Origin of the sequence: Flammeovirga aprica JL-4 (assembly GCF_012844305.1) — a bacterium.
GTDB lineage: Bacteria > Bacteroidota > Bacteroidia > Cytophagales > Flammeovirgaceae > Flammeovirga > Flammeovirga aprica.
Genome location: NZ_JABANE010000187.1, coordinates 1 through 8,464, shown reverse-complemented (window position 1 = coordinate 8,464; position 8,464 = coordinate 1). Strand labels below are relative to the sequence as shown.

Annotated in this window: 8 protein-coding genes; 3 read left to right on the top strand and 5 right to left on the bottom strand. The window is 36.0% G+C overall.

Features of this window, described 5'->3' with window-relative positions:
- Window positions 1–432: transposase (locus HHU12_RS32150; protein ID WP_169656040.1), on the bottom strand; the 432-nt coding region annotated here is incomplete at its 3' end.
- A 239-nt stretch (window positions 433–671) separates the two neighbouring features.
- Between HHU12_RS32150 and HHU12_RS35490 the strand changes: the two genes are divergently transcribed.
- Together HHU12_RS35490 and HHU12_RS32140 are read left to right on the top strand one after the other, a co-directional pair.
- Window positions 672–3,203, top strand: a complete 2,532-nt coding sequence (locus tag HHU12_RS35490) for a sialate O-acetylesterase (protein WP_169660840.1) — start codon at window positions 672–674, stop codon at window positions 3,201–3,203.
- 371 nt (window positions 3,204–3,574) lie between these two features.
- On the top strand, window positions 3,575–4,960 hold the full coding sequence (locus HHU12_RS32140; RefSeq protein ID WP_169660839.1) for a sialate O-acetylesterase: 1,386 nt from the start codon (window positions 3,575–3,577) through the stop codon (window positions 4,958–4,960).
- Window positions 4,961–5,096: 136 nt separating this feature from the next.
- On the opposite strand, the gene HHU12_RS32135 is transcribed toward HHU12_RS32140, so the two are convergent.
- From HHU12_RS32135 to HHU12_RS32120, 4 genes are read right to left on the bottom strand one after another with little or no spacing between them, the layout of a single operon-like run.
- Complete coding sequence (locus tag HHU12_RS32135; protein WP_169660838.1) at window positions 5,097–5,912, bottom strand: hypothetical protein; 816 nt, start codon at window positions 5,910–5,912, stop codon at window positions 5,097–5,099.
- Window positions 5,909–6,829 (bottom strand): MvdC/MvdD family ATP grasp protein, encoded by a 921-nt coding sequence (locus HHU12_RS32130; RefSeq protein WP_169660837.1) that lies wholly within the window; start codon window positions 6,827–6,829, stop codon window positions 5,909–5,911. Before HHU12_RS32130 ends, HHU12_RS32135 begins: the two co-directional genes overlap by 4 nt.
- A gap of 32 nt (window positions 6,830–6,861) precedes the next feature.
- Window positions 6,862–7,167: a hypothetical protein gene (locus tag HHU12_RS32125; protein ID WP_169660836.1), complete on the bottom strand. Its 306-nt coding sequence runs from the start codon at window positions 7,165–7,167 to the stop codon at window positions 6,862–6,864.
- A 48-nt stretch (window positions 7,168–7,215) separates the two neighbouring features.
- On the bottom strand, window positions 7,216–7,788 hold the full coding sequence (locus HHU12_RS32120; RefSeq protein WP_317170563.1) for a macro domain-containing protein: 573 nt from the start codon (window positions 7,786–7,788) through the stop codon (window positions 7,216–7,218).
- Between the two features lie 244 nt (window positions 7,789–8,032).
- On the opposite strand from HHU12_RS32120, the gene HHU12_RS32115 reads away from it, so the two are divergent.
- Window positions 8,033–8,464, top strand: a 432-nt coding sequence (locus HHU12_RS32115; RefSeq protein ID WP_169656040.1) for a transposase, incomplete at its 3' end; no start/stop codon positions are given.

The window sequence follows — 8,464 nt, the reverse complement described above, 5'->3', positions numbered from 1 at the left end:
ATACCCACCTACAGCAAACTCATCTACTTCAACATACCCCTTCAAAGGATGCTGTAAACTACTTTGCATAGAATATTGTACTTTACGTCTGAAATTTAAACAGCTTTGATAACTCAAGGACAGTTTCTCACTTAAAGTTAAAGTGGACATGCCTTTCTTATCACAACTAACTTTAAATATGAATTCAAAAGCAGTTAGAATTGAAAATTTCAGCTTATGAAATAGGGTATGAGCTGTAACAGACTCATCATATTTACACTTTTGACAACGTCTAGAATGCAACTTTTTACCTTTCATATATTTTGTATGTTCACATTTCCTACATTTGTAATGATCACTCCACTTTAGTGTCGATAAATATTCAAGACAATCTTCTTCTTTTTGAAATGTTGAATAAAATGTTCTATCGTCAAAACCTTCAAAATTGATCATAATACATCTGGTTGTTTGGTTACTTTTACACTAATGTAAATCAGTTAACCGTAACAGAAGTACGTTTTACTATTTAGGGCGATCTAAGTTTAGATACCTATAAATTTAATGCTTCTGGCGCCTCTGCTTCCATCATTGATAATCCTTTAAAAAACGAGCAAAATAACTCGGAGAAAGTACTCTCTTTTACCAACTCTGCGACTGATGGTAATTGGTGGGATAGAATGCTGGTTCTTGAAGTGGAAAATCAAATTGTAATTGACGGGTTTGAACATATTGAATTCAATGTCAATGCTCCTGCCACTGGATCTGTTTTTATTAAACTTGAAAAAGAAGACGATGGTACTACTGGAGATAAGCAACCAGAAACTTACCAAGAGATTCAAGTACAAGAAGGATGGCAGACGATTAAAACCGCATTGGACCTGAATAATGTTCCTGAAGGGGCAGTCTACAGTAAAATTATGATGAGTTTTAATATCAATGATCTTACTGCTGAAAACACTTGGTTGGTTGACAACTTTGCAGTATATGGTGATATTCAAAACGTACCTTTCCCTGTGATTGTGGAGCGTAATAAAGTGACAGATTTTGAAGGAGAAGATGTAAAAGTTTCCGCTTCTGGCACTGTAGCTTCTATTGTAGATAACCCATTAAAAAATGAGCAAAATGGATCCGATAAAGTTATTTCAATTACCAATGCACCTACAGATGGTGAGTGGTGGAATAGAATGTTGATTCTTGAAGTAGAAAATCAAATTGTGATAGATGGCCTTGAGCATATTGAATTTATGATCCATGCTCCTGTAACAGGCAATGTGTTCTTAAAGTTGGAAAAAGAAGACGATGCCACGACAGGCGATACTCAACCGGAAACTTACCAAGAGATTCAAGTACAGGAAGGTTGGCAAACCATCAAGGTCCCATTGAATGTCAATAATGTTCCGACAGATGCGGTTTACAACAAAATTGTGATGAGTTTTAATATCAACGACCTCACAAGCGACAAAACTTGGCTGATCGACAACTTTGGAGTTTATGGTGATGTACAAAATGTACCTTTCCCAGAACCGGAGCCAGAACCTGAAGTAGTCAAAGCACCCCAAAATCTTTATTTTACTAACATCACTGCCGATGGATTTACGCTTCACTGGACCAACGATCCTTTAGCGACTGAAGGCACCAACGTATTTTTAGAAGAAGCAGGTACAAAGGAGAATATTTACATCACAACACTGTCTGCAGAAAACACAAGTTATAGATATGAAAATGGCAAAGACGGTGTGACCCTAAAAAGCAATACAGTTTATATTCCTAGAATCCAATCCCTGCCAGACCCTGAGCATCAAGCCTACGCTAACGGTGTGATCAACCTTGAAAACCCTGCCGGAGCGGACATCGAGTTTGATGAAAAGTTCCATATTTTCTTAGCCTTCGGACAATCCAACATGGAAGGTTCTGCACCTATTGACCCAAGCGTAGATTACCAAACTGACAGCCGTTTGAAAGTCTTCCAATCTATTGATTGCGACAACCTCAACCGTCAGAAGGAAATGTGGTACGACCTCTTCGCTCCTTCTTGCCAATGTTACACGCAGTATTCTGTAGTAGATGGTTTTGGAGCAGGTATGTTAGATGAACTTCCAGAGGGACACACAGTGGGTATCATCAATGTGGCAATTGGTGGCACAGACATCCGTATTTTTGACAAAGACCAATACCAAAACTTCTTGAATACAAACCCTGAAGAATGGTTTAAGGAAAAAGTAGCTGGCTATGGCAACAACCCTTACCAACATTTGGTCAACTTGGCGAAACTAGCACAGAAAAGCGGTACAATTGAAGGCATTTTATTACATCAAGGTGAAGCCAACGCAGGCAATGCAGAATGGCCTAACTATGTCACAAAAATCTACAATGACTTAATCACAGACATTGGGTTGAATACAGAAAAAGTACCTCTACTTTCTGGACAGCTATCAACGGTGACTTATACAGAGATGAATCAAATCATCGCCACACTTCCAAACTACATCGACAATGCTCATATCATTTCTTCTGAAGGTGTATCTGTATCGGAAGATAATGTACACTTCGACAGAGCCGGAGCAGAAACATTGGGTAGAAGATATGCTACGAAAATGTTAGAACTGATCACTTTTGAAAATGAAGGTGATGGTAACGAAGGTGATGGTAACGAGGGTGATGGTAATGAAGGTGATGGGAATGAAGGAGACGGAAACGAAGGTGATGGGAACGAAGGTGATGGGAATGAAGGAGACGGAAACGAAGGTGATGGGAACGAAGGTGATGGGAATGAAGGTGATGGTAACGAAGGTGACGGGAATGAAGGTGATGGTAACGGAAATGAAGGAGACGGAAACGAAGGTGATGGAAATGAAGGAGACGGAAATGAAGGTGACGGAAACGAAGGTGACGGAAACGAAGGTGACGGGAATGAAGGTGACGGGAATGAAGGAGAAATACCTACAAGTGTTGATGTAGAACAAGCTCACTTCTCTTTAGACCAAAACTACCCTAACCCTGTTGTAGACATCACAAACATTAGCTTCACATTAAAGCAAGCTTCATTTGTTTCTATCAAAGTATATCATCAATCTGGTACGCTTGTAAAAGAATTAGCTGAACGTCACTTTAAAAGTGGAAAAAATGCCATTATATTTAATGCAGAAGGTCTTACTGCCGGCGTATATATTTATGTTATGGAAGTAGATCGAAAAGTGATTTCGAAGCGAATGATCGTGAAATAACGTCCTTCATCATTCACTCATAATTGAAATTATGGGTCTACGGGCCACCGGCTGAACTACAATCAGGGACGCCAATATTTCGTGCACCACGACTAAAGTCATGGGCAGGTGATACAGACTCCAATAACACTGAAGTGTTATTTACGTAATCAACCCTCAAGATTTTAATCTTGATGAGGTTGTTGTATCACCTGCCCATAGTTTTAACTATGGTGCACGAAACACGAATGACACTATCGTTTAACATTCGCGCCATTGAGGCAGTCCCCCCCCCTAGCGCAAATGTTAAGCGACAGCGTCATTTGTGCTTTAAGGATCATAAGAAGTCTCCGACTTCTAAAAAACAACAAACATTAAATCAAACTACTCCAATGAAAAAATACCTACTCCTTCTCCTCCTCCAACTCACATTCCAAGGCGCCTACGCCCTAGAACTCCCCTCCTTTTTTTCTGACGGAATGATCCTACAACAATCCGATACCGTCAATATCTTCGGATGGGAAAAACCCAATACCAACATTCAACTCACCAGCACTTGGGGAGCACAACTACAAACCCAATCCAACAAAGAAGGATTTTGGACCCTAAAACTACCCACACCAAAAGGCAGTTTTGATCCCCAACAAATTACGCTAGAAGGAAAAAACAAGATCACGCTCAAAGATATTTTAATTGGTGAAGTTTGGCTGGCTTCAGGACAGTCCAATATGGAATGGACCGCTTCTGCCGGACTGAAAAACGACAGTAAAGAAATCAAAAATGCCCATCAGCCTTTTGTTCGCATTTTTAAAGCAGAAAGAAATGACTCCGACCAAAAAGACACCAAAGTAAAAGGTGAATGGCTCACGATGACGCCTAAAACCATGCCTTACGTCAGCACCGTTTCCTATTACTTTGCCACAAAACTAAAAGATACTTTAATGGTGCCCATCGGTGTTATCACCACTTCTTGGGGAGGAACACCCATAGAAACATGGATTCCGAAAGACGCCTTACAACAAGAACAAGACCTTTGGACTTCTTCACAAAAACACAAACCCAATCCTTGGGGCCCCGTCCAACAAGGACTTTTATACAATGGAATGGTTGCTCCTTTCAAAGATTTCACCATCAGCGGTCTTCTTTGGTACCAAGGCGAAGCCAATGTAGAATATCCTGAACTGTACGCCGAAAAATTACAACTCCTTGCCCAAACCTGGAGGAAACAATTTGACCGTCAGCTCCCATTGTATTTTGTACAGATTGCGCCCTACAAATACGCCTCCCATATCAACGCCGGTCAACTGCGTAACGAACAAAGAAGAGCTTCAGAAATCATCGACAATGCCAAAATGCTCGTCATCTCCGACCTTGCCAACCTTGACGACATCCACCCCACCAACAAAAAGCCCGTCGGCCAACGTCTTGCCAAGATCGCTCTAAAAGACACCTACGGGTTGATCACTAAAGATGTATTCTCGCCCACCGTTGACCGCATCTTCACGGATTACAACGGCCACATTCATATCACTTTCAAACACGGCAAAGGCCTTCATTTCACCTCTTCAGATATCCAACATTTTGAAGTCGGCAACGCCAACACTTCCAAATTTGCTACAGAAACTCGTATCGAAAATGATCAAATCATTCTGGTCTCTCCTATCGAAAATCCAGAATGGGTTAGGTTTGCGTATTCGAGTACGGCTATGCCTGGGATTGTAAATGAAGGGGGGATTGTGGTGAGTTGTTTTGGAAAGATTTCAATAACATCAGATTAAGATTTCAAACTATTACAAAATCCACTGTTTCAAGTGTTAAGCGATAGCGACACTTGGAACTGCTCATCACAAGTGGTGCCTATCGGCTTAACACTTGCGATATAGAGTAGTTATCTTTTTTACCTCGACAAAACAACTATTTAACATTTATAGAATCATTGATACTTTCAGTTAGTATTTTCTTATACATTGAATCCATTACAAATAGTTTATTTTCTAAGCGACTAACTTTATTAGACATCTCTTTTATTTCTGAATGATAATCTATTTGTTGTTCTTGAATCAATTTATGGGATTTAGTGTATATAGATGAATCTATAGATTTAATATCTATTGCATGAGGTTTAGAACTAATGAAAAAGCTAATACCAATAATAAATAGAGTAAAAATAACAAAACTAAAACTTGCAATTCTAAAGCTTCGAGTAGCATAGATTAAATTCGAGGCTTTTCTGTTATCTTGAACAGAGTTAGTATCAATAATATAGATGAGATCGTTAATTTCTTGCTCTAGAAAACTGAGTTCATCTGTTTTTCGTCCTGAGCCAGTCACCGTTTTTGTAGTTCTTGTAGCATATTTATACTTATTGATTCCTAAGGTTTTAGTTGAATGAAAAATTGTCAATAAATAATGAAACATAATTATTACAAAACCTAAAATTAATAGTATTAAAACCATCAATGACAGATCCATTAACTTATCAATCAATAGCGGAATAAAAAGCGTGAAAATAGATATTATTACTCCTGCTTGACCAACTAACTGAGAATTCTTATTCTCAATTGTGGTTTGTCTTTCTTGCTGATGTTTATGCTGTTCCTTTAGGTAATCTAAATATCTAATAACTAAACTAATACCATCTCCATTTATTTTATACTGTTTTATCTCTTTAGATTCAATATCTTCTTTCGTTAAACCTATGTGTTCAAAATATTTTTTTATGAAGTTCATGATGTTAAAAAGTTGATTATTTCATCTGATATATTAAGCCCTGTATCCATTTCAATCCATGCCCACTGCCCATTTGGATTAATCTCCAAAAAAATATACTCTCCATTAGGTTGCTTAATTAAATCAATTGCTCCAAAAGAAATATTTAATAGTTCTAATAATCGAATGCACTTTTCTTCAACCTCAACAGGTAAATCATACTTCTTAAATTTTAGTTTTTCTTTTCTCCAATCAACTTTAGTTAATTCATTACTTTGAGAATCAACTTGTGCAGAGAATACCGCTTTATTAACCACTGTAATTCGAAGTTCAATATCTTTTTCTATATAAGGTTGAATTATTGATGGTGTAAGCGTAAACTCTCCCAAATTATCAAAATATTGTTTCTCAATTTTATTAGTAAAGATATTTTTAATTTCTTCTCCGTACTTTATTCTTCCGTTACTAATGGGCTTTATTATTAGAGAACCATTTTGATATGAAAGTTTACGTAATCTATCCTTACTATTTGTTACAACTGATTTCGGAATATTAAATCCTATTTGATTAGCAATTTTTAATTGATAAAGTTTATTTTCTGCTAAATATACATCTGAAGGGAAGCTTAGCCATTTTTTTGTTGGAATCAAGTGATACATATTTTGTAATAATGTATCGTAGTCATTTAAAATGAATAGTTTCTCAGATTGATTATCAATATCTATGTCTGGCAGTTTAGTTCTTCGAAACCATACAGCATGAACATCTTTAATACCATGTAATTGAAATTCAACATTACCATTTTCTAAACTCAATGTATAATCACTGTCATCAATATCTTCGCAATTGAACCTATAGTAATCAATGTTTCGGTGATTGAGTTTATCTATTACGAAATCACTAGTATAGTCTTGTTTATGTGTAATAATTAAAATCAAAATTAATTAAAGTTTGGTTGAAACATTCTATTTCATTTCAATTGAGAAAACCTTAAACATTCAAGGTTCGTATCTGAGTCTGAAGTTTCTGATAATACCCTTGTTTCTGTCTCTGTTCCCATCATTATTTTAAGTTCGTTTCTTAAATCGTTATCACAATCACTTGGCTCTCCTATTGATTTTGTAAATGTTTCTGTTTCCATTCCCAAATAAGAGATTGCAGATTTCTTTGTCTTTTTTAATACTGTTAAATTCTTTTCTTTAGAATATTCTATGTGTTTTGCATCATATTCTAAAAAATTAGGTTCCTCTTTAAATTCAAGTATAAGTGGTTTCATATATTTATTGAACGATGATTAATAGTGACCAAATCAGAGTCTAATGATTTATTTTAACACATGATTTAAATGGTCTTTTATTTCGTAAAGATTTATTTCAAAGTTATCTGCATCTTCGGGACGAATTGTAATAATCAATTTCTCAGTAAATTTACCATCACGAGATGCATTAATAAACGACTCTGCAATAATTGCTATCATTTTTTTCCTTTTAACTTTCAATCTACCTCTTCCCGTACCCAAAACCGGAACAACTAGCTCTTGTAACTCTCCTTTTTCACGTACATAGCTCCATAATCCATCCAAAGCCATTTCAATATCTGGTAATGTGGCAGAAGCATTTCCATTTTCACCAATACTTGCCATAGATGTAAAGTAAAATGTTCTTCCATGTGTATTTATTGGTATTGTAGTACCCATAGGGTAAGGTGATGATAATGATAGCTCATTTAAATTATTTTCAATATCATTTATAAGTTTATTTTGGTTCCCTGTATAATATTTAGCTGTAAATTGACCTTGAAGACTATCCACAGCAATTTTGCCTCCCGAAACATCAGCCTCAAAAGTAGTATTAGAACTAATCATTGTAGCTCCATTTATACTAAATATATCAGCTATTCGAACTTCTAGTTTAGAATCGTAACCAGGAATCGATACCGATATTATTTCTATAGGTCTACGAAAGATAATTTCAATTGAAATCGAAATTAATATAAATACAACAAAAGCATATGAATCATATTCATCTCGTGTATAAATTTTTAGGTATCTAAACTTAGATCGCCCTAAATAGTAAAACGTACTTCTGTTACGGTTAACTGATTTACATTAGTGTAAAAGTAACCAAACAACCAGATGTATTATGATCAATTTTGAAGGTTTTGACGATAGAACATTTTATTCAACATTTCAAAAAGAAGAAGATTGTCTTGAATATTTATCGACACTAAAGTGGAGTGATCATTACAAATGTAGGAAATGTGAACATACAAAATATATGAAAGGTAAAAAGTTGCATTCTAGACGTTGTCAAAAGTGTAAATATGATGAGTCTGTTACAGCTCATACCCTATTTCATAAGCTGAAATTTTCAATTCTAACTGCTTTTGAATTCATATTTAAAGTTAGTTGTGATAAGAAAGGCATGTCCACTTTAACTTTAAGTGAGAAACTGTCCTTGAGTTATCAAAGCTGTTTAAATTTCAGACGTAAAGTACAATATTCTATGCAAAGTAGTTTACAGCATCCTTTGAAGGGGTATGTTGAAGTAGATGAGTTTGCTGTAGGTGGGTAT

What these genes read in the sequence shown, in the direction of transcription:
- HHU12_RS32135 (WP_169660838.1), bottom strand. Translation starts at nt 5,912, where the DNA reads ATGAACTTCATAAAAAAATATTTTGAACACATAGGTTTAACGAAAGAA.
- HHU12_RS32140 (WP_169660839.1), top strand. Translation starts at nt 3,575, where the DNA reads ATGAAAAAATACCTACTCCTTCTCCTCCTCCAACTCACATTCCAAGGC.
- HHU12_RS32125 (WP_169660836.1), bottom strand. Translation starts at nt 7,167, where the DNA reads ATGAAACCACTTATACTTGAATTTAAAGAGGAACCTAATTTTTTAGAA.